Origin of the sequence: Massilibacterium senegalense, assembly GCF_001375675.1 — a bacterium.
Taxonomy (GTDB): Bacteria; Bacillota; Bacilli; order Bacillales; family Massilibacteriaceae; genus Massilibacterium; species Massilibacterium senegalense.
Window position 1 is genome coordinate 1,311,585 of record NZ_LN831786.1, and the last position, 25,310, is coordinate 1,336,894.

The following is a 25,310-nucleotide window of genomic DNA, read 5'->3' on the forward strand; positions in this document are numbered from 1 at the left end:
ACTCACTCCTTACATATTTGCTAATTCTGGATTTGTGAATGCAAAGATTGCACGAAGTGCAACGATTGATAATAACACAAAAATACCCATTGTCACATAAGTGTTGATTTTTTGCGAACGAGGTGTGATTGTAATTCCCCAACTTACACAGAATGACCATAAGCCATTTGCTAAGTGGAATACTGCTGAAAGTACACCTATTATGTAAAACGCAAGCATACCTCCATTTGCAAGAATTTCCGCCATCATGTTGAAATCAACTGTTGCCCCCATTGCTGCTGCGATACGAGTTTGCCATACGTGCCATGCAAGGAATATTAAAGTAAATACACCTGTTACACGTTGTAATAGGAATGCCCAGTTGCGGAAATATCCGAAACGATTTGTGTTTGGTTTAGCTTGGAATGCATAATAAAGACCATAAACCGCATGGTATAAAAGAGGTAAAAAGATAATAAAAATTTCTAAGAAATAGCGAAATGGTAAATTCGCCATAAAGTTTGCAGCGTTATTAAAAGATTCTGCCCCATTCGTCGCAAAGTGGTTCACAACTAAATGTTGAGTAACGAATACGGAAACAGGAATAACGCCTAATAGTGAGTGAAGCTTACGATTAAAAAATTCTGGATTACCTGCCATTACGTTTTTGCCCCCCTTAAAGACTTTTAAATTTTTTTTGACTAGATTGATGGATGATGCTTTGTTACACTTCGGTTAACAGCTAGAGCATTTCCAACCCCTCATCGCAAATAACTCCATTCATTGGAATCTTGGATGACACTTTCGAGCATTAAAACCATCCATAAAAATTGTGACAATTTCATTTTACTCTCAAGATGGTATAACGTCAAGAAAACGCGTTCATTAATACGTCAAAATTTTATTTTTTTACATCCCCCATCATAAACAGAATATTTTTGTTTTTTTTGGTGGGTATGGAGAAACACTTTTCACTTTTCTAATCTTTATGAGTATTCGCTAAAACTGTATAATCATACATTTTTACACCTTCATTGTTCAAAAAAAGAAAGAAAGTAATTTTTTCTTTTCTTCATTTATCGGTATAATAAAATCCAGAAGGAAGTGAGGAGAAATGAAAAAACTGATAACTTGGGATGAGTGGAAAGAAGCATATGATTCACAAAGCATCAATTCATTTGGCTATGATATGTTAAAGGAAGTACTACTTAATGATATTTTAGGTAAAGAGGAAGATTTTATTCTTTATTTAGCAGGGCGACATTTAGCACGAAAGTTCCCTTGCACGTCGATAGAAGAATTGGAAGAAATGTGCCACTGGTTCGGGTTTGGTTCTTTGATCATTGAAAAAGAAAAGAAGAATGGCATGTGGTTAAAACTTACTTCTACTGAAATAGAAAAAAGATTGCAGGTGTTTACGAAACCTTCCTTCCAATTAGAAGCAGGATTTATCGCAGAACAAATTCAACATTTTAAACGATGTATAACAGAAGCAACCGAAGAAAAGCGAAAAAAAGATGCTGTCTTTTTCTTTGTTCAATGGGATCCATCCGATTCCATTGAAGACGCTTAATAAATATACATATTTACCCTTTTTTGAACTTATCGTATTTTTTTAAAGTACGATAAGTTTCTTTTGTTAACTTAAATATTATTAATGTTGACATATTTTACTTTCTCTTTTATTGTTAACTAACAAGGCATTTTTGTTAACAATTATTAAAGGGGGACTTATAAATGACTCAATGGACACAATTAGCAGAAGAAGTTATCGGTGGTAAAAGAATTTCAGATGAAGAAGCAATGGCCATTTTAACTAGTGATGATAAAGAATTATTAGCTTTAATAGACGGAGCATACAAAATTCGTCATCACTATTTTGGAAACCGTGTACGTTTAAATAAAATCATTAATGCAAAATCTGGTATGTGCCCAGAAAACTGTGGATACTGTTCACAATCCTCTATTGCCAACACAGGTGTGGAAAAATATAGTTTCGTGAACAAAGAAACTATTTTAGAAGGGGCAAAACGTGCAAACGATCAAAAAATCGGTACATACTGTATCGTAGCAAGTGGACGTGGCCCAAGTGAAAAAGAAATCGATAATGTAGTGGAAGCGGTAAAAGAAATTAAAGATAAATACAATTTAACTGTATGTGCGTGTTTAGGTTTATTAAACGAAAACCAAGCAACACGTTTAAAAGAAGCTGGTGTAGACCGTTACAACCACAACTTAAATACATCTGAAAATCATCACGAAGAAATTACAACATCTCATACATACCAAGATCGTGTAAACACAGTAAACGTTGCAAAAGAAGCTGGAATTTCGCCATGTTCTGGTGTAATCGTAGGGATGAAAGAAACAAAAGAAGATGTGGTGAAAATGGCACGTGAGCTTCATGCATTAGATGCTGACTCTATCCCAGTAAACTTCTTAAACGCAATTGATGGTACACCTTTAGAAGGAACAAAAGAATTAGATCCGCGTTATTGCCTGAAAGTACTTTCTTTATTCCGTTTTATTAACCCAACAAAAGAAATCCGTATTTCAGGTGGACGTGAAGTGAACTTAGGAACATTACAACCACTTGGTTTATACATAGCAACCTCTATCTTTGTTGGTGACTACTTAACAACAGAAGGGCAAATGGCTTCAAGTGACTTCCAAATGTTAAAAGATTTAGGATTTGAAATTGATTTTGCTGATGAAGCTGTTGCTATTTAATAATCAAATGAAGAGCCACCGTTTTCTAATATTAGAAAACGGTGGCTCTGTTATAGTTAGAATTCTACTTCTTTATCTTCTATATTTAATTCAAAGGAGTCATGTAAAATATCAACGGCACGAATCATATCTTCTCTTGGAATAACAGTAGATATTTTGATTTCTGACGTACTAATCATTTTAATCCTAATTTTTTCATCTGACAGTGCTTGAAACATTTTAGCTGCTACACCAGGATAAAATATCATTCCTGATCCCACAATCGATACTTTCGCTAATTCATTTTCTACTTCGATACTACTATACTGCAACTCTTCCTTCTGTTTAGATAAGATTTTTTCTACTTTTTCTACATCTTTTGAATCAATTGAAAAAGAAATGATAGAGTGATCTAATTCATATGTATTTTGAATAATAATATCGACGTTTATTCCATTATCCGCTAACGTAGAAAACACACCAGCGACATTTAATTTTTTTTGTTTTTTCCCTTCTAGCGTTATTTTTGTTACGTTATCGATAAAGGTAATACTTCTTACGAGTAAATTTTGTTCCAATGAACATTCCTCCCCAACCATCGTTCCTGGCATTTGTTTAAAAAGAGAGCGAATTTCCACATTAACATTATATTGCTTAGCAAATTCAATAGCACGAGGATGAATAAGCGACGTTTCACTTAGCTCTAATAATTCATCATACGTCACATATGGCAATTTTTGTGCCTTTTGAACCCACTGTTTAGGAGCAGAAAAAAGCCCTTCTTCCTTGGAGAAATATTCGCATTTTTCCGCACGTAAACTGGCAGCTAAGGCGACAGCTGTCGTATCTGCTCCGCCTTCTCCTAATGTGGAAATATCTAATTCTCCAGTCATTCCTTGATTGGCCGCAATAACGACCATTTTTCCTTTTTTTAACCAATCTTTTAGATGATTCGTTTTTAACGCTAATAATCTGGCCTGCGAAAATGTATGATCTGTTTCAATTCCCGCTTGCCATCCAGTAAAAGCAATTGAATCATGGCCTTTTTCACATAAATAAGAAGCTAAACGAGCTGCTTCTATTTGTGCTCCACTTGCAGAAAGCATGTCACCTTCTCTTCCTGTAAAACGCGAAACGGGTGCTGTCATTTTTTTTAGATACGTTTGATTTGCTGCGCTCATTTCTACCACGGCAACAACACTCTTTTTTTGTCTAGTTGCTTGTATCATTTTATCCGCCACTTGTTCTAAATGATTCATTGCAAATTGATTAAAATTTTGAACGATAATTTGCATACAGACACCTCAACTATTTTCTAAATGTTCTTTAATCGTCAGCGCTACTTTTTCTGGTATATAGGCTTCTTGAATTTCCTTCACAGATGCTTCTTTTATTTTTTTTATAGAACCGAAATGTTTTAACAATGCTTTTTTACGTTTTTCCCCAACACCAGGGATATCATCGAGCACCGATTTAATCATTGTTTTGTCACGCAATTGACGATGGAACGTAATTGCAAAACGATGTACTTCATCTTGTATTCGTTGCAATAAATAAAATTCATTACTTTTATGATCCAACTCCATTAACACTGGCGGATCACCTATCCAAAGCTGACTCGTGCGATGTTTATCGTCCTTAGAAAGCCCGCAAATCGGAATAAAACATCCTAATTCGTTTTGTAGTATATCTTTTGCTGCATCAATTTGCCCTTTCCCACCATCAATAATCAATAAATCTGGCAGAGGTAGCCCTTCTTTTAACACTCGCGTATACCGCCGTCGAATTACTTCTCTCATGGATTCGTAATCATCGGGCCCGTTTACCGTTTTAATTTTATATTTCCGATATTCTTTTTTGGCTGGTTTTCCATCAATAAAAACAACCATTGCACTTACAGCGTCTGTCCCTTGAATATTAGAATTATCAAAAGCCTCAATACGATACGGTGTAGCAATATTTAAAATAACTCCTAACTTTTCAACTGCACCGATTGTCCGTTCTTCATCACGAGCAATAAGGGCAAATTTTTCACCTAATGCTATCTTTGCATTTTTTGTTGCTAATTTTACTAAGTCTTTTTTTAACCCTCGTTGTGGTTGAAAAATTTTTATTTGCAATAATTGCATTAATACGGCTATATCTATTTGACTCGGAAGCAATATTTCTTTCGGGAATGGATGATTTTTTTGCAAATAAAAATGGACGACATACGTTAAAAATTCTTCTTCTGCTGTTTGATAAAAAGGAAACATCGAAACTTCCCGTTCAATCAATTTTCCTTGTCGAACGAAAAATACTTGGACACACATCCAACCTTTATCATAAGAAAATCCGAATACGTCCCGGTCTACTAAATCAGCATTCGTAATCTTTTGTTTTTCCATGACTGCTTCAATACTAAAAATTTGATCGCGATATTCTTTTGCTCGTTCATATTCTAAATTAGTTGCTGCCTCCGTCATTTTTTCTTGAAGATGCTTTTTTATATCTTGATGGCCACCATTTAAAAATCGGCTAATTTCGTGAATAATTTGATCATTTTCTTCTTTTTGCACATCGTTCACACAAGGGGCTAAACATTGTCCCATATGATAATATAAACAAATTCTAGTAGGGATTTTGGAACATTTACGTAATGGATATAAACGGTCTAACAACTTTTTCGTTTCATTCGCCGCCATCACATTGGGATAAGGGCCAAAATACTTTCCACCATCTTTTTTCACTTTTCGCGTAATAACTAAACGTGGCTGTTTTTCATTCGTAATTTTAATATATGGATACGATTTATCATCTTTTAACAAAATGTTGTATTTTGGATCGTGCTTTTGAATTAAGTTTATTTCTAATAAGTATGCCTCTACATCCGAAGAAGTAATAATATATTCAAAGTCAACAATTTGACTTACGAGTTGTTGGGTTTTGCCATCATGACTTCCTGTAAAATAAGAGCGGACGCGATTTCGTAAATTTTTTGCTTTTCCAACATAAATAATCGTACCATGCACATTTTTCATTAAGTAACATCCTGGTTGCTCTGGTAATAAAGACAGTTTATGTGTTAATTGATCATTCATCATACTTCGTGCCCTCCTCTCTTTACATTTTATCATGTATTTCCGAGGAAATAAAAAAAAGGAGTCTGATTTCTCAGACTACCTCTTTTTTCATTATTGATGTTTTTTAAGTAATGCTGCTAATGATTCTTTAGGTTGGAAACCTACAGTTTTGTCAACCATTTCACCGTTTTTGAATACTACAAGTGTTGGGATACTCATAATACCAAATTGAGCTGCAGTTCCTTGGTTTTGGTCTACATCTACTTTTACGATTTTTGCGCTTCCTGCTAAGTCTTTGTCTAACTCTTCTAATACAGGAGCAATCATTTTACAAGGTCCGCACCAAGTTGCCCAAAAATCAACTAGTACTAACCCTTCTTTAATTTCGTTTTGGAATGTTGCGTCTGTCGCATGTACAATTGCCATTAATTTCTCCTCCTTATCAATACTTACATTTGCATTATACCACCATAGGTACTCGTTTTCTAGCCTTTTGCCTACACGTATTGTACCCTTTTTTATTCTGATTAAACAACCTTTTAAAAAAGGCCTAATTCATACACTCATTTCGCAATAAAACGATAGTCCTTGATGTGAAACTGTATTGTCTCCATCACTTGACAAGGGGCTTCTCCGTAAAATAACATCGCCATTTTTTCGCCATTTACATCACAGATTAGTTCCGAATACTCTCCCTCAAATGATGAATGAGTAACGATTCCTTGAAATGCACCATCATTTGATACCGTAAATCCATCGCGTGGAATGACGATAAATCCATCCGTTTTTTCTGTTACTTTTTTTACCGGTAATACCCCGATGGTACTTTCAATTTGATTAAATCCTTGTTTTGCACGTAATACATTTGCCCTAGTTAAAAATTTTGCAACAAAATTTGTTTCTGGATATCGATAAATATGTTGCGGTGTCCCGATTTGTTCAATCTTTCCTTCGTTCATAATAATAATCCGATCTGCAATCGCTAGGGCATCTTTTTGGTCATGCGTGACGAAAATAGTCGTAATATTTGCTTGTTTTAAAATTCGCTTCACTTCTAGGCGCATCGTATATTTTAATTCTTCATCTAAATTACTAAAAGGCTCATCCATTAATAAAATAGACGGAGAAGGAGCAAGCGCTCGAGCTAACGCTACACGTTGCTGCTGTCCCCCCGATAACTCATGGGGATACCTTTTTTCAAATCCTTCCAAAGCAACAAACGACAATACATTTTCTAAAATCTCTTGTTTATTTTTCTTTTTTTGCACACCAAATAAAATATTTTGTTCGACGTTTAAATGCGGAAATAATGCATATTCTTGAAAGACCATCCCAACGTTTCGTTTATGTGCTGGAATAGTATCTACCTTTTTTTGATCAAAATAAATAGATCCATCTGATTGCATCGTAAGCCCAGCAATCATACGCAAGGTTGTTGTTTTTCCGCATCCACTCGGTCCAAGCAGGGCAACAATTTCCCCTTCTTGAACCGAAAAATCAATCCCATTTACAGACGGCACATGATTATATGTTTTAGTTAATTGTTCTATCTGAATAGCTGTCACTTTTTGTCCCCCTATTCCTTTTCAAGCATATATTTTAACGGTAAAGCCGCCACTAAAATAATGACTAATGCACTTGGAGCAGCTACATCATAAAAGCCTTCACTCGTTTCAATCCAGACACGGACGGCTAGTGTATCAAACCCTGCTGGTCTTAATAACAACGTAGCAGGCAACTCTTTCATCACACTTACAAATACTAATGATCCACCTGCTAAAATACCTGGAATCATATTTTTTAGCACAACACCCATCATTGTTTGAAAAGGTGTTCTTCCGAGCAATTGGGCCGCTTCATCTAATGAAGGTGGCAATTGCGAAATACTTGCATCTAGTGTTTGAATATTTTGTGGTAAAAAACGAATGACATATGCGACGACAAGGGGAACGAGCGTACCGTATAACCATGGTACATATTGAATGAATACAAAAATGACACCTAATGCAACAATCACACCTGGTAACGCATACCCCGTGTAGCTAATGACATTCACCATTTTTCCAATTGCATTCGGATAGCGACTTTTCACATACACTAATGGAAATGCTAAAAGAATACAAAGTATCATCGCTATAAACGAAACCGTAAAACTATTCCATGCATATTGAGAAAAATGAATATCTATTTTCCCATTTTGGAATGCTTCATACGTCCAATACAACAACGTAAAAATAGGTGCTACCGTATACAAAAGAAAAATAAATGACGTAAAACCAAATGCAATCCATTTTCCTGTTCCTAACATCAGTCGACTATTTCCTTTACTTCCTTTGCCAATTTGATAAAATTTCATTTTTCGTTTAATCGCCACTTGCAAAACTAATAAAAGTACTGTGGCAACAATTAAAATCACACTTAAAATGGCAGCGCTATATCGATCAAAACTTCCCATTTGAAAATAAATCGCTTGTGCAAAGGTTGGATAACGTAACATTGCAACTGCTCCAAAATCACTAATAACATACAAAGCAACTAACAATCCACCTGCACTTATGGCAGGAAGCAACAGTGGTAATGTAATTTTGAAAAACACTTGCACTTTGGTAAGCCCTGCAATAATACCGACTTCCTCTAAACTTCGATTCATTTTCTTTAAGAGAGCACTCACAACAAAATAAACATATGGATATGTAAATCCTGTTAAGACAAAGACAGTCCCCCAAAAAGAATAAATATCGAATATATTACTTTCCATTAATCCACCTGGACCAATTAATGTAATATAAGCCATTGCCCCCACATAAGGAGGGATTACAATAGGAAGAGAAACGGCTATATTCCAAAATCGATGCATTGGTAAATTCGTTCGCCAAACGAAAAAGGCAAGACTTACCCCGATACAGATAGCTAAAATGGTAACAACAGCTGTTAAGGTAAATGTTTTTTCTAGTAAAAACGGAATTTTTCCATCCCATAATAACTTCCATCTAGATGGTTCCGCTTGAATTGCACGTACAAAAACATATACAAACGGAATCATCATAATTAGCCCAGTAATAACAACAAGGGATGATAAAACCATCCCTTGTCGTTTATAATGCTGTTTTTTCATCATTGTTGTACTTCTAGTGGTAAACCAGATTTTTCAATGATTTGTTTTGCGTCGTTCCATACCGGGCCGATGTCACGTAATGGCATTTTCATTGTTTGATATTCTGAAATTGGTTTTGCTTCTTTTACAGTTGGTACATTTGGATTTAATGGTACTTCTTTTGTAACCGAAGTAAATTGTTCTAAGTTTTTATCTTCTAAAATGTAACGAATAAATTCTGCTGCATTTGCTTCATTTTTCGCCCCTTTAATGAATCCAATTCCTGCTGCATTTACGAAAGCACCGATTCCGTCTTTTCCTTGGTCTGGATAGAAGAATCCAATTTTTTCATCACCTTCTGCAACCGCACTATGGTAATAGTAGTTATTCACTAAACCAAAATCAAATTCTCCGTTAGATACTGCCTGTACGATATCTGTATGGCCTTTCGTAATTGCACCTGCATTTTTGCTTGTCGTTTGTAACCATTTTTCCGTTTTGTCTTCTCCCCATTCTTCGCTAAGAGCTGCAATATGAGCAATCATCGAACCATTTCCACCACGAGTAATAGCATAGTTACCTTTATATTTTTCATCTATTAATTGTTCCATTGTTTGTGGTAAATCTTTTTCTTGAATTTTTTCTTTATTATAAACAAATCCACGAGTACGAGCTGATAATCCTACCCAAGAACCATCTTCTGCACGATACTTCTCATCAATTACTTTTAACGCTTTATCATCATTACCTTGTAATACACCTTCTAGGCGTAAGTATTCTAATGCTCCTGTATCATTTGAAATAAATAAATCCGCTTGTGGATTCGCTTTTTCTTCCATTAAACGATTCACAAATGTTTCATCCCCAGCAAGTAACTTTAATTCAATTCCTTGCTCTTTCGCAAATTTCTCTAAAATAGGAAGAACAAATTCTTCCTTACGAGTTGTATACACAACAAGTTCCTCTGTTTTTTCTGTCTTTTTACTTTCCACTTTTGATGTTGTTTTTTCGTTTGACTCATTTGCTGTATTACACGCAGCTAATGATAAAACGAGAACGAAAATCAATAACATTGAAAAAGACCTCTTAATATTCATTATATTACCCCTCCATTTATAACTATCCAAATAAGTATAATGATAATTTAATATAAATGAAAATGATTGTCAATATTAATAGTGAAATAAATGAAAATAAAAATCATTATTATAAAAGTACGGAGAGCATTCGGTCACCGACAGAGTAATAAGATGAACGACGCAAGAGACGCTCTTTGCCTCTGGAGATGGGCGGCTTATTACGGCAGTCGGTTGCGCTCGGAGCTGGATTATACAAAAGTGTGGAAGGAAAAAATACTTTCAAGACTTCTTACTCTTGTTTTCTAGCAAACAAAAAAGCAACTCTTATTATAAGAGTTGCTTTTGTACAATTATTTACCTAATAATTGTTTGATTTCTTGTGTTAATAATGGTACGACTTCAAAAAGGTCACCAACGATACCGTAGTCTGCTACATTAAAGATTTCCGCTTCTGGATCTTTATTAATAGCTACGATAATTTTAGAGTTAGACATACCAGCTAAGTGTTGGATTGCTCCAGAAATACCACAAGCGATGTAAAGATCAGGTGTTACCACTTTACCTGTTTGACCGATTTGTAATGAATAATCACAATATTCAGCGTCACAAGCACCACGAGAAGCACCTACAGCTCCACCTAGTAAGTTAGCAAGCTCTTTTAAAGGTTCAAAGCCTTCTTCGCTTTTCACCCCACGGCCACCTGCAACGACTACTTTTGCTTCTGAAAGGTCCACACCTTCTGTTGTTTTACGAACAACTTCTTTTACGATTGTGCGAAGGTCTTTAATTTCAGCTGAAAATGCTGTTACATCACCAGAACGTGATTCGTCTTTTTCAAGTGGCGTAATGTTGTTTGGACGAATTGTAATCATTACAACGCCATCTTCAACAGATTTTTTCTCAAACGCTTTACCAGAATAGATTGGACGAACAAATGTTGTTGCGTCTTCAATTTCTGTTACATCTGAAATAAGACCCACTTCTAATTTAGCTGCAAGACGAGGAGAGATATCTTTCCCGATTGCTGTATGACCAAAAACAATTCCTTCTGCATCTTCTTCTTCCATTACTTGTAATAATGCTTGTATATAAGCATCTGTTGTATAATTTTTTAACGCTGCATCTTCTACCACAATGGCACGGTCTGCACCGTAAGCAATCATTTCATTTGCATAAGCATTAACACTTTCACCAAGTATTACTGCTATCACTTCACCACCGTCAGCGATTGTTTTTCCTGCTGCTACAGCTTCAAAAGATACGTTTCTTAATGCACCGTCACGTGCTTCGCCGATTACTAATACTTTTTTAGACATGTGTTTTTCCTCCCTTTGCGTAAAAAGTTAGATGACTTTTGCTTCTGTATGTAAAAGATTTACAAGTTCTTTTACTTGATCTGAAATTTCACCTTCTAAAACTTTTCCAGCTTCTTTTTGTTTTGGTAAGAAAATTTCAACTGTTTCTGTTTTTGCTTCTACGTCATCTTCATCAAGATCTAAATCATCGAGTTCTAATTCCTCAAGAGGTTTTTTCTTCGCTTTCATAATTCCTGGTAAAGATGGGTAACGTGGTTCATTTAACCCTTGTTGAGCTGTTACTAAAACAGGAAAAGAAACTTCTACTACTTCTTTATCCCCTTCCACGTCACGCTCAATTGTTGCTGTATCGCCATCAACTTCAATATTCGTAATGGTTGTTACTTGAGGAATGTTTAAAAGTTCCGCTACACGTGGACCAACTTGACCAGATCCACCGTCAATTGCAACGTTACCACCGATAATTAAATCGTATTCTTGGTCTTCTAAATATTTTGCAATAATTTTAGATGTTGTATATTGATCGATATCATCTAAATCATCTTCTACATTGATTAATACTGCTTTATCAGCACCCATTGCAAGCGCTGTGCGTAATTCTTTTTCTGCTTCTTCAGTACCAATTGTCACGACTGTTACTTCCCCGCCGTGTTCGTCGCGAAGTTGAATTGCCTCTTCTACCGCATACTCATCGTATGGGTTAATGATAAATTCAGCACCATCTTCTTGAATTTGACCTTGATTAATGACAATTTTTTCTTCTGTATCAAATGTTCTTTTAAGAAGTACGAAAATGTTCATGAAAGTCCCTCCTTAGATTGTTACCTTAACGGTCTTGGAAATTAGGTTTACGTTTTTCAATAAAAGCGTTGATGCCTTCTTTTGTATCTTCAGACATAAAGATACGGCCAAAAAGGTCTGCTTCTTTTGCAACTCCTTCTTGGAATTTAATATCTTTCACATATGATAAACTCTCAAGAGCATAACCAATTGCGATTGCGCTTTTGTTTGCAATTTTTTCAGCTAGCTCTTTTGCACCTTCTAACAATTGTTCTTCAACCTCATAACAACGAAGCGCAAGGCCACATCGAACAGCTTCTTCCCCTGTAATCGGTTCACTCGTTAGCATCATTTCTGCTGCTTTTTGATAACCAACATAACGTGCCAAACGTTGCGTCCCACCAAATCCTGGAATCAGACCGAGCGTTAGCTCAGGTAAGCCCAATTTTGTTTTCTTTGCAACAAGACGAATGTGACAACTCATTGCAAGCTCTAATCCACCACCTAGGGCAGCACCATGAATCGCAGCAATGACAGGTTTCTTTAAGCCCTCAATACGTTCAAAAACACGTTGGCCGTATGATGACATACTTGAACCTTGGTCAATTGTTTGAACTTGTGTAAACTCTTTAATGTCTGCTCCTGCTGAGAAAAAACGACCTTCTCCATGTAAAATTACTACTTTTACGTCAGCATCGTTTTCAATTTTGTCAACTACTTCATTTAGTTCTTTTAGAAGCTCAGTCGCTAAAGCATTTGCTGGCGGACGATTAATAGACACAGTTGCAATACGATTTTCAACCTTATAGTTTAGTAAATTCATCTTCTCCACCCCTTTTGTTATGTATTTCTCTTGATGTTTCTCATGATGTTTGTTTATGGCAAAACCCATTCAACAGTAACTGAAGAACAGGTTCGGCTAGCTCAGTTAGATTATATTTAAAGTCTTTGATGACCCAATTAGTAACTATTTCATCTATTGTACCAAAGATCATTTGACGTGCCACTTTTACATTCAAATCTGGAACAAATAATTTCTGTTGTATTCCTTCTTCTAAAATGTCATCAATAAGCTTTAAATATGGATGTAATACAGTATTAATTTTCATGCGCAACTCTTTGTTTGTTTGTCTTAACTCTAGTTGTGTAAGAAGCGCTAAATCATAATTATCTTGCAATTGCGAAAAATGAAGAGAGATTAACAATAATAATTTCTCTTTCGCTGTTTGCTTTTCCTCTATTTTTTCTTTAATTTTTTTTATAAATAACCCCATCTTTTCATGAAAGACAGAAATTAATATATCTTCTTTGTTTTTAAAATACAAGTAAATCGTTCCATCTGCAACCCCTGCTTCTCGAGCAATCTTTGCAACTTGTGCTTGATGATAACCATTATGTGCGATAACTTTTACCGCTGCATCAATAATCTTCTGATGTTTAATTCCCTTTTTTTTCAACGTTAAAACTCCTTTTCTCAAAAAAAGTGATGCAAAAATTAGAATACTGAATGAGTACTCATTCAGTATTCTAAAAGATATAAAAAGAAAAGTCAAACGTCTTTATTTTTTATTCCCAGAATTATTTTCTTGAAACTTTCTTTTTTCTTCTTCCACTAAAGCCCTGCGTAAAATTTTCCCTACCATCGTTTTCGGAAGAGACGTACGGAATTCATAGACATGGGGCACTTTATAAGCAGCTAGTTGTTTTCGGCAATATGCATCAAACTCTTCAATCGTTGCTTCTACCCCTTCTTTCAAAACAAGATAGGCTTTTACCGTCTCCCCGCGATAAGGGTCTGGAATACCAACGACAACTGCTTCTTTAATAAGCGGATGTTCATACAGTACTTCTTCAATTTCTCGTGGATAAATATTATATCCACCGGCAATAACCATATCTTTTTTTCGATCAACTAAATAAAAGTATCCTTCTTCATCCATATATGCTAAATCACCTGTATATAACCAACCATCTTGCAACGTCATTTCCGTTTCTTCTTGTCTTCCCCAATATCCTTTCATTACTTGCGGACCTTTCACTAGTAGTTCACCAATTTCATTCACTTCTGCTTCTTCATTCCGACCAACTTTTATAATTTTTGCATCTGTACCCGGCCATGGAATCCCAATACTTCCTTTCACTCGGTTGCCCCAAACTAAATTTGCATGGGTAACTGGTGATGCTTCTGTTAATCCATATCCTTCTACCAACCGTCCATTTGTTAACTGTTCAAATTGTTCTTGCACTTCTACAGGAAGCGGAGCGGAACCACTAATGCACGCATTAATGGAAGACAAATCATAATTTGTAATAGAAGGATGATTGAGTAAACTAATATACATCGTTGGTGCCCCTGGAAACAATGTCGGTTTTTGTTTTTCAATCGTTTTCAATACTTCTTCTATCTCAAAACGAGGTAAAATAATAATTAGTGATTGATACATAATAGCAAAGTTCATGGAAACTGTCATACCATAAACATGAAAAAATGGTAGTACAGCAAGAATTCGTTCTTTCCCTTTTTCTGTTTCGTACACCCACGATTGACATTGCGTCGTATTAGCAACTAAATTATGATGCGTCAACATTACACCTTTCGGAAGCCCTGTCGTTCCACCTGTATATTGAATCAATGCGATGTCTTCTTTTGGATTTATCACGACAGATGGTAGTGTAAGCGCTTTAGATTTTAATAAGAAACGAAATGACTGTACTTCATCTGAATAATGAATATCCACATGAATTGGTTGCTTTTTCTTCTTTGTTAATGGGTATAACAGTTTTTTCGGAAACGGTAAATAGTCTTCGAGTTTTGTTACAATAATACGTTCAAGCGAGGAATTTTTTTTTATTTTTGCTACTTTTGGAAACAATAAGTCTAAAACAATGATTATTTTAGATTGCGAGTCATGGAGTTGAAATTCTAATTCACGTTCCATGTACATCGGATTCGTTTGTACAACAATTCCACCAGCCATTAACACAGCATAATAACTAATAACAGCTTGCGGACAGTTTGGTAACATAATCGAAACGCGATCACCTTTTTCTAATCCTAACTCTACTAACCGATTTGCCAATGTAACAGTATCTTCATATAATTGACGATACGTCATTGTTTTGCCTAGAAAATGAATGGCTGGTTTCGTCGGTTGTTCACTAGATACATCCATTAAATATTGATATAATGGTTTTTCTTCATATGATAGATGATGCGGTATTTCTTTTGGATAATGTTTTAACCAACGGTGAGCGACGTTATTTTCCATCTTTCTCCCCCTTTCTTTTTTTAAAAAACAGACAATACCCCTTGATACTATTATATAGAAAAAACGCGCACCTTGCACATAATTCTAAATTTTCTGTTAATTTTTCTAAAAAAATAAGATTGCTTATGTTCCGCAATCTTATTTCGTCACAACCTGATTAAATGACTACCATATAGATAATCCCTGCGATAAAAAAACCTATCGCTACAATCGCCAATACTTTCCAAAGGGTTTCCATCGTTATTCCTCACTTTACTTTAATTCTACCACTGTTGCTCCACTACCACCTTCTGAAGGTGTACCTAATCGAAATCCTTTTACTCGCGAATGTTTTTTTAAATAGGTATGTACACCTTTTCTTAAAGCACCTGTCCCTTTTCCATGAATAATAGACACACGTGGATAATTAGCAAGCAATGCATCATCTAAGTATTTTTCCACTTGTACGATGGCATCTTCATATCGAGCTCCGCGTAAATCTAACTCTGTCTTCACGTGATAAGAAGAACCTTTTATCGTTGCTAACGGTTTGGTTTCAATTTTTTGTTTTATTTCCGTTTTTATTAAATCATTTACATGAATTTTGGTTTTAATAATCCCGATTTGAACAGTATATTCTTCCCCGTTTATTTTTTCCACAATGAACCCTTTTTGTCCGAGAGAAGTAACTTTCACTTCTTCTCCTGGCGCAAATACTTTTCGTTTCGTTTGCACAGGTTGTTTTTTTCGTTGCTTCGTATCTAATTCTGGTACAGCTTTGTTTAATCGTGTTTTTGCTTCGATTAATTCATGTTCTTTTACGTTTATACCCATTAGTTGTTTTTGTCGTAATTCATGTATAATTTCTTCCGCTTCCTGTTTTGCCTTATCCACAACAGATTGTGCTTCTTGTTCCGCTTTTTTCAAGAACTGTTTCTTTTCATTTTCAAATTCTTCGTACTGTGTTTGAAGTTTTTTTCTCACCTGTTCTGCTTCTATTTTCCATTTTTCTGCCTTTTCTTTATCAAGTGCTGCTTGTTTTTGTAATTCTTCTAACGATACAATCATTTTATTCACTTTATTATGATCGGTAGAAATTTGTTCTCTTGCTTTTTCAATAATAAAATCTTCTAAACCTAGTCGTTTGGAAATTTCAAAAGCATTGCTTTTTCCCGGAACACCAATTAATAATCGATACGTTGGTTGTAACGTTTCAACGTCAAATTCTACACTAGCATTCATGACACCTTCACGATTGTATGCATATGCTTTTAATTCACTATAATGCGTAGTTGCTACGACACGTGCTTTATAGGCTAATACATAATCTAAAATAGCAATTGCAAGTGCTGCTCCCTCTTCTGGGTCTGTACCTGCACCTAATTCATCAAACAATACTAAACTTTTTTCGTCTACCTTTTTTAAAATTTGGACGATATTCGTCATATGGCTGGAAAATGTACTTAAACTTTGTTCAATGGATTGTTCATCCCCGATATCTGCAAAAATAGATTCAAACACAGCCATTTCTGATCCTTCTTGCGCCGGAATGTGTAGCCCTGATTGTGCCATTAAGGTCAGTAAACCAATTGTTTTTAAGGTTACCGTTTTTCCTCCCGTATTTGGGCCTGTCACTACTAATGACGTATACGTGTCTCCTAGAAAAAGTGACATTGGAATGACCTTTTCTGAATCAATTAACGGATGTCTAGCTTCTTTTAAGACAATGAACCCCTGGTCATTCATTTTAGGTTTGGATGCCTTGATTGCCTTAGCATAATGTGCTTTCGCAAAAATAAAATCAATGTCTGCTAAAATCAAGACGTTTTCTCGAATCGGTGCCAATTCTGTGGCAACAAGCCCTGTTAATGCACGTAAAATCCGATCGATTTCTGCTTTTTCTTTTACTTTTGCTTCTTGCAGTCGATGATTTAATTCAATAACACTTTGCGGTTCTATAAATAACGTTGCACCTGATGAAGATTGATCATGAACGGTCCCTTTAAAAGCATATCGGTATTCTTGTTTAACAGGTAAAACATAACGATCGTTTCGAATCGTAATAATCGAATCTGACAACATTTTTTGTGATGTTCGAACTAATTGTTCTAATCGTTCTCTAATTTTCTTTTCACTCGTCTTTAATTGTTGCCGAATATGACGCAACGCTTCACTAGCATGGTCTGCAACATGGCCTGATTCATCAATGCTATGTTTAATTTGTTGTTCTAGCTCTTTTAAAATAACAATCGCTTCACTTTTTGCTTCTAATATGGGTAACGTTACATCTTCGTCTTCCACCAATTGTTCCATAAATAATTTAAATTGTCGCGATGCATACAGAACACCAGCGATTTGTAACAATTCAAAAGCATTTAAATCCCCGCCAATTTCTGCGCGTTTTAATGCAGGACGAATATCTGTTAAGCCGCCCAATGGAACATGGCCTCTTAACCGTAAAATCGTACTTGCTTCTGCCGTTTCGTTTTGCCATTGCGTAACTTCTGACAAATGAATAGAAGGAAGATGCGAATCAATTTTTTCTTTCCCTAACGAAGAAGCGACATAATTCATCCATTGTTTTTTTACTTTGTCAAATTCTAACGTACGCATTACTTTTTCTAACAAACCTTACTCCTCCTTCGCCAAACGACGCTTTTTTTGAACAAATTGCACGAACTTTTCCTTCTCCCACGTATTCACAATATGTTCTGTTTGTAACCCCGCTCGATTGGCTAACGCAATCCCGTATTTCATATCCTCTAGCATCGCAATATAATGGCTATCTGTATTCAAAGCAACAGGTACTCCTTGTTGTTTTGCTTTTTGTAACCACTCACTCGATAAATCTAGACGATGTGGATTTGCATTACATTCTAAAATAGTATTTGTTTCTTTTGCTACGTTGATTAGCCAGTCGACATCCACTTGGTATCCTTCTCGTCTTCCTAGTAGTCTACCTGTAGGATGTGCAATCATCGATACATATGGGTTGTACAACGCTCGTTGTAATCGTTTTTTGATTTGTTCTTTTGTTTGATTAAAGCTAGAGTGAATAGACGCGATGACAAAATCTAGCTGGGCAAGTGTTTCATCCGAAAAATCTAACGAGCCGTCTGGTAAAATGTCCATTTCAATGCCAGAGAAAATATGAAAATCATTCATTTGTGCATTGATTTCTTTTATTTCCTTTTGTTGTTGACGTACTTCCTCTTCTGTCAATCCATCCGCTACTTTTAAAAATTGAGAATGATCGGTAATTACCATGTATTGATACCCTTTTTTCCGGCAGGCTTCTGCCATCTCGCTAATGCTGTGTGCACCATCACTCCATGTGGTATGCATATGCAAATCACTTTTTATATCGTTTTGTGTCAGATAAGAGGAATTTTTTTGAAATCGTTCTATTTCATCGGTTCCTTGTCGACATGCTGGTGGAATATAATACAAATCAAAATGCTGATAAAACGCTTCCTCACTACTAAACGTAATTACCTCATCAGTTTCTTGAACCGTCACGCCATATTCACTAATTTTTTCTCCACGTGCTTTTGCTAATTGCCTCATTCTCACATTATGCTCTTTTGAACCTGTGAAATGATGTAACGTCGTTGGGTATTCTTCTTTTGATACTAAACGAAAATCAACATTTACATCATACTCAAAATGAAGCGTAACGGAAACCTTTGTATCCCCATTCGCAATAACTTCTTTTATATTAGGCATCATTAAAAGTTGTTCCCGGACTCTAGACGGTTGTTCTGTTGCAAGAATAAAATCAACATCTTTTATCGTTTCTTCCATTCGTCGCAAACTCCCGCCACGACTATATAAGATAATTTCTGGGATAGCTCGTAAAGTTTTCTCCACAATATCCGCTACTTTTAACATATAGGCAATTGGCAACCGTTCTGGACGATACTTGATTTCTTCAATAGCTGTTAATATTTTTTCTTCTGTTTTTTTTCCGAACCCTGGAAGGCTTTGAACGAGACCATTTTTGCACGCTTCTTCTAGCATCACGATATCTTCAATATGTAGTTCTTGATATAATTTCGCAATTTTTTTCCCACCTAACCCTGGGATTTTTAATAGTTGCAATAATGTTGCTGGAATTTCTTTTTCTAATTCCACTAACAAACGAGATTCGTTTGTTTCGATAAATTCCGAAATAACACTAGCTGTTTTTTTGCCGATTCCTTTTAATGTTTCTAAATCATCTATTTCTTCTAACGACCGTTTATCTGTTTCTAACGTTTTTGCTGCTTTTCGATAAGCAGATATTTTAAAGGAATTCTCTCCTTTAATCTCTAAATATAAAGCGATGGTTTCTAATAACTGAATGACATCTTTTTTATTCAAAATAAAACGCCTCCTAAGGGAATTGTACAAAAAAAGAAACTTCTATGCCATCTATAAGAAGCTTCTTTCTATGTCTTGGAACCATTCATTTGTCAGATTAGATAAAATAGGGGTATGTTCTAACATCATTGTCGCTACAAAAGAATGTTGTAACATCGTCATCACATTCTCATTTGGAATAACAGAAGCGATAAAAAGGATGATAAATAAAAACAAGTACGTTTGAATGAAACCAACGATTCCACCAAACAACTGATTAATGCCATTCAAAATAGGCCACTTCACTAACGTGTGGAAAACATTACTAATAATACGAAAAACAATATTCGTCACAAAAAAAAGCAAGAAAAAGGCGACAACACGATAAAACCATTCTTTTACCGAGAACACGCCAAATAAAAAAGTTTGTATTGCATCTTCTCCCTTAGGAAATGGAAAAACAGACGACAAAGCAGTACCGAGTATTTCTGAAAAGACAAATGCTACTACGAATGCTGTTAAAAAGCCGATTAATTGAATCACTTGTCGTAAAAATCCTTTTCGTTTTCCAGCAATAAAACTAACGAGTAATAGAAGTAAAATAATGAGATTAATCATTGATTTGTTCATCCTCAATTTGTTTCATTTTTTCTTCTAATTGTTTCACCTTTTTGTCTAATTTACATGCCTCATCTGCAATATTTACTGCTGTTAACACTGCTAACTTTTGCAAATCCAAAAAAGGATTTCGTTCTTTTATTTCACGCATTTTATTATCTACAATATTGGCAACACGACGAATGTGCGTAGGGTCTTCCTCGCCAACTATCGTATATTTTTGTCCATATATTTCAACCGAAAGTTTCGTTTTTTTGCGTTTGTTCGACACATAGAGGCCTCCTTATGTAAAAGAATCCTAAAGATTATCATACCATGAAAATAGGGAGTTGTGGAAAAAAAAGCGACAGGTTATACTAAACATTTAGAAACGGGGTGAAAAGATGACCAATATCGTAAAAATTGTGTCAGAAAAAGAGTTACATACTATCATGGAATACTATGAAAAACAAGGTGCCCTTCTAGCAAAACTTCCACCTGGCGCCCTATTCAGTGCAAAAGTAAACAATGTTACTATTACAGGATATCGTTCCAAAAAGGTAATGTTCCAAGGGCAATATGCCACACAAGAAGCAAACAAATTTCAGTTCCAAGATGCACCTGTTACTAAAGCAAAAAAACAAGTAAAAAAACAAAAACACGACCTACCACCACAGTTTCAAACATTATCCGTCATCGGTTCTGATGAAGTTGGGACAGGAGATTACTTTGGACCATTTATCGTTGCTAGTGCTTTTTGTGCGAGTGATAAACTTCCTTATCTTGCCTCATTAGGCGTGAAAGACTCGAAACAACTTTCTGATGACACCATTATCAAATTAGCCCGGACACTAACAAAAGAAATCCCATATTCCCTTTTAGTAGTACCAAATGAAAAATATAATGCCCTTCACGAAAAAGGGATGAATCAAGTAAAATTGAAAGCAATTTTGCATAACCAAGCCCTTTATTTAACCCGTGAAAAAATTAAACCACAATCATATGATGCTATTCTAATCGATCAATTTGTTAAAAAAGAAACGTATTTTTCGTATATAAACAAGGAGACACATCAAGTAAAAGAACGCGTTTATTTTGCGACAAAAGGAGAGTCTCGTCATTTAGCCGTCGCGTGTGCTTCGATTATTGCAAGAGCTGCTTTTTTGCAACGAATGGATCAATTAAGTAAACAACTGGGCATCACTTTGCCAAAAGGTGCAGGAAAAAATGTCGACCAAGTAGCCTCTCACATCATTCGTACTCACGGTGAAAAAACACTCCGTCAATACGCAAAAATCCACTTTGCCAACACCGAAAAAGCAAAACAACTATAAGTATAGATAGACTTCATACACAACAAAAAGCCGCTCCACTTAGGAACGGCTTTTTGTTCTTTATTGACGTAATGTTGCTTGGAATTTTTCTGCAACAGTTTGTAAAATTTGTTCATGTGCTTTCGTTACTTCTTCGTCTGTTAATGTACGTTCAGGGTCTAAGTATACGAGAGAAAATGCTAATGATTTTTTTCCATCTTCTAAATTCTCTCCTTCGTATACATCAAACAATTGCACATCGTGTAATAGCTTTCCGCCTGCTTCGATAATGACATCTTTGACTTCCCCTGCTACTACTTCTTTTCCAACTACTAACGCAATATCACGCGTAATAGATGGGTAACGTGGTAACAGTTGAAAACAAGTAGGTGCTACTTCTGTTTGAAGTAATGTCTCAAGATTTAATTCAAACACATATGCTTCTTTTACATCCAATTCTTTGGCGCGATTTGGATGAATAGCCCCAACAAATCCGATTTTTTCTCCGTCTAGTAATACTTTTGCTGTACGTCCTGGATGCATACCAACACGTTGTCCTTGAACAAATGAAATACGAGGTAATACACCAAGTTGATCAAAAAGGCCTTCTACTATTCCTTTTACGACATAAAAATCAACTGCTTTTTTCTCCCTTTGCCATAAGTTCACTTCATAAAGTCCGGTTAACACACCAGCTAATCGTTCTTGTTCTTTCGGTTGTTCTGTTAATTCTTTTTCTTTCGTTAAAAATACAGAACCCATTTCAAAAATAGCCACATTCTCCATTTGACGATTTACATTATATTTTACAACATCTAATAAATGTGGCACTAAGTTGATACGTAACGTGCTATGTTCTTCACTCATAGGCATCGATAAACGAACAGGCTCATATGGAGAAGATTCCTCTTGCCAGTCTCGAACTTTTTTCTCACTAGAAAGAGAATACGTAATGGCTTGGTATAATCCACAACCTTCTAAATAACGGCGAACAATGCGGCGATTTTTTTGGTAATCGGATAATTTTCCTGGTGTTGCCGTTTGAGTTGGTAATGTTTTCGGGATATTATCGTATCCGTATAAACGACCAACTTCTTCAATTAAATCTTCTACAATTGTACAATCTGGACGTCTTGTTGGCACTGTTACGATAAAACTTTCTCCATTTTGTTCATGTGAAAATTGCAAACGCTCAAAAATAGATTTGATTTCTTCTGTTTGAATGTCGGTTCCTAACACATCATTAATTTTTTCTGTTGTAATCGTAATCACATGCTCTTGTACTTGACGATGATCACTTGCTACAACACCTGCTAATACTTCTCCGCCAGCAAGTTGTTGAATTAATTGGCACGCACGTTTTGCAGCTTCTGTTACACGTACGATATCTAATCCTTTTTCAAAACGGGCACTTGATTCACTTCGTAAGCCTAGATCTTTCGAAGCATGACGCACAATTTGACTATTAAAGAGAGCAGATTCTAAAAGTACAGTCGTTGTCGTTGCTTGCACTTCCGATTCTTTTCCTCCCATTACCCCTGCAACAGCCATTGCTTTTTCGCCATTTGTAATCACAAGATGACCTGATTTTAACGTACGTTCTTCCCCGTCTAACGTTTGGATACTTTCTTCTTCTTTCGCATGACGAACAACTACTTCTTTCGAACCAAAACGGTCATAATCGAAAGCGTGAAGCGGTTGACCATATTCGAGCAATACATAGTTCGTAACGTCCACTACATTGTTAATAGGACGGATCCCACTTGCCATTAATCGAGTTTGTAACCAAAGTGGGGATGGCCCGATTTTTACATTTCGAATAATATGCGCACCATAGTACGGGCAATCTGCTTCATCTTCTACACGAACAGCAATATAATCAGATGTTTTTTCTTTTGCTTCTTGCACCGTTGGCTCTTGGAAAGTTGGTTTTTGTGCTAACACCGCTCCAACTTCATATCCTACCCCAATCATATTTAAACAGTCCGCACGGTTGGGGGTTAAATCAAAGTCTAAAATGGCATCATTTAAATTTAATAGTTCCATTGCATCTGTTCCTGGTGTCACTTCTTCTGGAAAAACAAAAATGCCTTCCGAATACTCTTTTGGTACTACTTTTCCTTCGATACCTAGTTCTTGTAACGAACAAATCATTCCTTCCGAAACTTGTCCACGAAGCTTTGCTCGTTTAATTTTTAAACCACCTGGAAGACGAGCACCTACTTTTGCCACAACAACTGTTTGTCCTGCTTGTACATTCGGTGCACCACAAACAATTTGTACTGGTTGTTCTTCCCCAATATCTACCGTAGTGACGTTTAATTTATCTGCATCAGGATGTTTTTCACAAGTCAAAACCTTCCCAACAACGATGCCCTTTAAATCCTGATTCAAGTATGTGACTCCGTCTACTTCAATTCCACTACGGGTTACTTTTTCTGCTAAATCATCTGCAGAAAGATTTGTTATATTTACAAATTCTTTTAACCAATTATATGAAACTAACACGCTAATTCCTCCTTTTATGCCCGTTTAAATTGTTTTAAAAAGCGTATGTCGTTCGTGTAAAAATGACGAATATCATGGATACCATATTTTAACATTGCAATCCGTTCTTGTCCCATTCCAAATGCAAATCCAGAATATTCATTTGGATCAAAACCTGCCATTTTTAATACATTTGGATGAACCATACCGCCACCTAATACTTCAATCCAGCCGCTTCCTTTACATACGTGACAACCATCCCCTCCGCAATGGAAACAAGAAATATCCATTTCAACAGACGGTTCTGTAAATGGGAAAAAGCTTGGACGTAAACGAATTTCCCGATCTTCTCCAAACATTTTCTTTGCAAACACATCTAATGTTCCTTTTAAATCACTCATTCGAATATTTTTATCAACTACTAATCCTTCGATTTGTGTAAATTGATGCGAATGTGTCGCATCATCCGTGTCACGACGATATACTTTTCCGGGACAAATAATACGAACTGGACCGACACCGTTATGTTTTTCCATTGTTCTCGCTTGTACTGGTGACGTGTGAGTACGCATTAATAATTCTTTTGTGATATAAAAAGAATCTTGCATATCACGTGCTGGATGGTCTTTCGGTAAGTTCAATGCTTCAAAGTTATAATGGTCTTGCTCTACTTCTGGACCTTCCGCTACTTCATATCCCATGCCAATAAAAAGATCTTCAATTTCTTCTACAACAGCCGTTAACGGATGAAAATTCCCTTGTTGTACAGGTCGACCTGGAAGTGTCACATCAATCGTTTCTGCTTTTAATTTCATTTCCACTTCTAATACTTCTAACTCTTTCCATTTTTCTTCTACTTTTTGTGCAATCGCGTTGCGTACTTCATTCGCTACTTGTCCAATAATTGGTCGCTCTTCTTTGGGAATTTTCCCCATTTGTTTCATCACATCCGTAATGGGGCCTTTTTTTCCTAAATACTCAACACGAATCGCTTGAATATCTTTCATCAATTTCGTTTGTTCTAACTTTTCTAGCGCTTCTTTTTGAAGCTCAAGCAAACGTTCTTTCATGGATAAATCCTCCTTTTTTATGTATCAGACAATAAAAAAGAGCCTCCTCCCTGGAAAGGGACGAAAGCTCGTGGTACCACCCTTTGTTAACAGCAACAATTATGCTGTTCACTTCATTCAGATAACGGTAAAGACCGGAACACTTTTTGCATCATGCTTTTTCAGTGTCAGCTCAGAAGCGAATTCGATAAACTCAACCAAAGAAATGCTTTCAGTCTATGACATTTCCTCCCTA

21 protein-coding genes and 1 other annotated feature (1 of these 22 only partly in view) are annotated in these 25,310 nt (G+C 35.9%); of the genes, 3 read left to right on the forward strand and 18 right to left on the reverse strand.

The features are described from left to right. Positions 1 to 9: 9 nt before the first annotated feature. Positions 10 to 639: a succinate dehydrogenase cytochrome b558 subunit gene (locus BN1372_RS09955; RefSeq protein ID WP_062199051.1), complete on the reverse strand. Its 630-nt coding sequence runs from the start codon at positions 637 to 639 to the stop codon at positions 10 to 12. 454 nt (positions 640 to 1,093) lie between these two features. Here BN1372_RS09955 and BN1372_RS09960 point away from each other — a divergent pair, with 454 nt between their 5' ends. Next, positions 1,094 to 1,552 carry a DUF2507 domain-containing protein gene (locus BN1372_RS09960; protein WP_062199053.1) on the forward strand — a complete coding sequence of 153 codons (459 nt, stop codon included), beginning with the start codon at positions 1,094 to 1,096 and terminating at the stop codon, positions 1,550 to 1,552. 164 nt (positions 1,553 to 1,716) lie between these two features. After that, positions 1,717 to 2,709, forward strand: a complete 993-nt coding sequence (gene bioB / locus BN1372_RS09965; RefSeq protein ID WP_062199055.1) for a biotin synthase BioB — start codon at positions 1,717 to 1,719, stop codon at positions 2,707 to 2,709. Positions 2,710 to 2,765: 56 nt separating this feature from the next. Here bioB and BN1372_RS09970 read toward each other — a convergent pair whose 3' ends face one another. The 15 genes from BN1372_RS09970 to zapA all read right to left on the reverse strand — a co-directional run bounded on the left by BN1372_RS09970 (position 2,766) and on the right by zapA (position 20,497). Beyond that, on the reverse strand, positions 2,766 to 3,983 hold the full coding sequence (locus BN1372_RS09970) for an aspartate kinase (RefSeq protein ID WP_062199057.1): 1,218 nt from the start codon (positions 3,981 to 3,983) through the stop codon (positions 2,766 to 2,768). Positions 3,984 to 3,992: 9 nt separating this feature from the next. Continuing rightward, complete coding sequence (gene uvrC / locus BN1372_RS09975) at positions 3,993 to 5,768, reverse strand: excinuclease ABC subunit UvrC (RefSeq protein WP_062201268.1); 1,776 nt, start codon at positions 5,766 to 5,768, stop codon at positions 3,993 to 3,995. A 93-nt stretch (positions 5,769 to 5,861) separates the two neighbouring features. Further along, positions 5,862 to 6,176, reverse strand: a complete 315-nt coding sequence (trxA, locus tag BN1372_RS09980; RefSeq protein ID WP_062199059.1) for a thioredoxin — start codon at positions 6,174 to 6,176, stop codon at positions 5,862 to 5,864. A 137-nt stretch (positions 6,177 to 6,313) separates the two neighbouring features. After that, complete coding sequence (locus BN1372_RS09985; RefSeq protein ID WP_062199061.1) at positions 6,314 to 7,315, reverse strand: ABC transporter ATP-binding protein; 1,002 nt, start codon at positions 7,313 to 7,315, stop codon at positions 6,314 to 6,316. 11 nt (positions 7,316 to 7,326) lie between these two features. Beyond that, a complete protein-coding gene (locus BN1372_RS09990) occupies positions 7,327 to 8,868 on the reverse strand; it encodes an ABC transporter permease (protein WP_062199063.1) in 1,542 nt (513 codons plus the stop codon). Continuing rightward, the gene (locus tag BN1372_RS09995) at positions 8,865 to 9,941 is read right to left on the reverse strand and encodes an extracellular solute-binding protein (RefSeq protein WP_062199065.1); all 1,077 of its coding nucleotides are present in this window, start codon (positions 9,939 to 9,941) and stop codon (positions 8,865 to 8,867) included. The genes BN1372_RS09990 and BN1372_RS09995 overlap by 4 nt, the downstream gene beginning before the upstream one ends. Positions 9,942 to 10,273: 332 nt before the next feature. Next, positions 10,274 to 11,239 (reverse strand): electron transfer flavoprotein subunit alpha/FixB family protein, encoded by a 966-nt coding sequence (locus BN1372_RS10000; protein ID WP_062199067.1) that lies wholly within the window; start codon positions 11,237 to 11,239, stop codon positions 10,274 to 10,276. Positions 11,240 to 11,266: 27 nt separating this feature from the next. After that, a complete protein-coding gene (locus BN1372_RS10005; protein ID WP_062199069.1) occupies positions 11,267 to 12,040 on the reverse strand; it encodes an electron transfer flavoprotein subunit beta/FixA family protein in 774 nt (257 codons plus the stop codon). A 25-nt stretch (positions 12,041 to 12,065) separates the two neighbouring features. Then, positions 12,066 to 12,842, reverse strand: coding sequence for an enoyl-CoA hydratase (locus BN1372_RS10010; RefSeq protein ID WP_062199071.1), 777 nt, complete (start codon positions 12,840 to 12,842; stop codon positions 12,066 to 12,068). Between the two features lie 40 nt (positions 12,843 to 12,882). Then, positions 12,883 to 13,476: a TetR/AcrR family transcriptional regulator gene (locus BN1372_RS10015; protein ID WP_062199073.1), complete on the reverse strand. Its 594-nt coding sequence runs from the start codon at positions 13,474 to 13,476 to the stop codon at positions 12,883 to 12,885. Positions 13,477 to 13,578: 102 nt separating this feature from the next. Beyond that, a complete protein-coding gene (locus BN1372_RS10020) occupies positions 13,579 to 15,288 on the reverse strand; it encodes an AMP-binding protein (protein WP_062199075.1) in 1,710 nt (569 codons plus the stop codon). Between the two features lie 252 nt (positions 15,289 to 15,540). Continuing rightward, positions 15,541 to 17,895, reverse strand: a complete 2,355-nt coding sequence (locus BN1372_RS10025) for an endonuclease MutS2 (RefSeq protein WP_147515368.1) — start codon at positions 17,893 to 17,895, stop codon at positions 15,541 to 15,543. Positions 17,896 to 17,898: 3 nt separating this feature from the next. After that, positions 17,899 to 19,629, reverse strand: coding sequence for a DNA polymerase/3'-5' exonuclease PolX (gene polX / locus BN1372_RS10030; protein WP_062199077.1), 1,731 nt, complete (start codon positions 19,627 to 19,629; stop codon positions 17,899 to 17,901). Between the two features lie 51 nt (positions 19,630 to 19,680). Continuing rightward, entirely contained in the window at positions 19,681 to 20,226 is a 546-nt protein-coding gene (locus BN1372_RS10035; RefSeq protein WP_062199079.1) for a CvpA family protein, read from the reverse strand. Then, complete coding sequence (gene zapA / locus BN1372_RS10040) at positions 20,219 to 20,497, reverse strand: cell division protein ZapA (RefSeq protein WP_062199081.1); 279 nt, start codon at positions 20,495 to 20,497, stop codon at positions 20,219 to 20,221. The genes BN1372_RS10035 and zapA overlap by 8 nt, the downstream gene beginning before the upstream one ends. Before the next feature lie 112 nt (positions 20,498 to 20,609). Between zapA and rnhC the strand changes: the two genes are divergently transcribed. Further along, positions 20,610 to 21,539, forward strand: coding sequence for a ribonuclease HIII (gene rnhC / locus BN1372_RS10045; protein WP_062199084.1), 930 nt, complete (start codon positions 20,610 to 20,612; stop codon positions 21,537 to 21,539). A 60-nt stretch (positions 21,540 to 21,599) separates the two neighbouring features. On the opposite strand, the gene pheT is transcribed toward rnhC, so the two are convergent. Together pheT and pheS are read right to left on the reverse strand one after the other, a co-directional pair. Continuing rightward, positions 21,600 to 24,026, reverse strand: a complete 2,427-nt coding sequence (gene pheT, locus BN1372_RS10050; protein ID WP_062199086.1) for a phenylalanine--tRNA ligase subunit beta — start codon at positions 24,024 to 24,026, stop codon at positions 21,600 to 21,602. A 14-nt stretch (positions 24,027 to 24,040) separates the two neighbouring features. Continuing rightward, on the reverse strand, positions 24,041 to 25,075 hold the full coding sequence (pheS, locus tag BN1372_RS10055) for a phenylalanine--tRNA ligase subunit alpha (protein ID WP_062199088.1): 1,035 nt from the start codon (positions 25,073 to 25,075) through the stop codon (positions 24,041 to 24,043). A gap of 53 nt (positions 25,076 to 25,128) precedes the next feature. Then, positions 25,129 to 25,310, reverse strand: a binding site (T-box leader) (it continues 41 nt past the right edge of the window).